Annotated in this window: 2 protein-coding genes; both read left to right on the forward strand. The window is 36.5% G+C overall.

Annotated features, from left to right (window positions below):
• A partial coding sequence (locus tag FFM62_RS10015) for a helix-turn-helix domain-containing protein (RefSeq protein ID WP_207798779.1) occupies positions 1–443 on the forward strand: 443 nt, incomplete at its 5' end.
• Positions 444–515: 72 nt separating this feature from the next.
• Positions 516–1298, forward strand: a 783-nt coding sequence (locus tag FFM62_RS10020) for an IS3 family transposase (protein ID WP_275667566.1), incomplete at its 3' end; no start/stop codon positions are given.

Here is a 1298-nt window from a genome sequence, read left to right on the forward strand (position 1 = left end):
AAAAATCTAACGATTATGGGGTATTTTTCATGACTAAATATTCAACTGATTTTAAAATTAATGCCGTGCAACGTTACTGTAAGGGAAACATCTCGTTAAATGCGCTCGCAGCAGAATTAAAATTGTCAGACGAGAATTTACTTAGAGGATGGGTAAATCTTGCTAAGGAACAAGGCCTTGAAGCATTAGCAGTTAAACATCATAGAAGGCGTTATGATCTAGACTTCAAGCTGAAAGTGGTAGAATACTATCAAACTCATGCTGTGGGAGTTAGTAAAGTTGCCGCTATTTTTAACATCTCAGCTTCACAAGTTTATAGCTGGGATAGAGCTTTTAAGCTAGGTGGGTTAGCTGCATTAATTCCTCGTCAAAAAGGAAGGCCTAGCTTAATGAAAAAAGAAACCAGTAAAGTCTACACATCAGTCAGCACTTTCACTAAGTGAAAAACAAGCCTATGAAGAAGAAATATTACGTTTAAAAGAACAATTATTTCGAACAGAAATGGAACGAGATATATTAAAAAAATTACCACCCCGGTCGGATCTCTCTCAAACAAAGCCAAAACACTAGCAGTTGATTCTGTCCGGGGAGACCGTAAGAATAGATGCACAGTTAATGACCTACTAACATTTTTTGATTTGAAACATGCGACTTGTTATGATGAGAAAAAACGATTATTAAAGACTAGTAAGTATCAACAGATTCAAAATATGATTCAAAACATTTTTCTGGCTAGTCACAAAACCTACGGTTATCGCCGTATTCATCGTCAACTTTTAAATCAAGGTGTTAAAATTTCTGCTAATACTGTCCTTAAATTGATGCATACATTAGGGATTAAAAATCATATATACCGTAGGCATACCAGTTCATATAGTTCATACAAGGGCAACATTGGTACTAAAGCACTTAATTTTCTGAAGCAAACGTTTAATGCCACCCAGCCTTATACGGTCATTCATACCGATGTGACCCAAGTGCGGTTAACTAATCAACATTGGGCCTATATTTCAGCAATGACAGATGAAGCAACCAAGGAAGTGTTGGCATTACAGGTTAGTGCGCACCCAGATAAGCAATTAATTATGAAAACGATAGACCAATTGTGCGCTAATTTACCAAGTGGTACAAAGTCGATTATTCATTCCGATCAAGGCTGGCATTATCAACAGAAAGATTATCAAGCCAAGTTAAAAGCTTTAGACTTTATTCCCAGTATGTCACGTAAGGGGAATTGTTTGGACAATGCCCCCATTGAAAGCTTTTTTAATCTGTTAAAACGGGAAAGTCTTAACCAA

The sequence above is a fragment of the Weissella thailandensis genome (assembly GCF_005405465.1).
GTDB lineage: Bacteria > Bacillota > Bacilli > Lactobacillales > Lactobacillaceae > Weissella > Weissella thailandensis.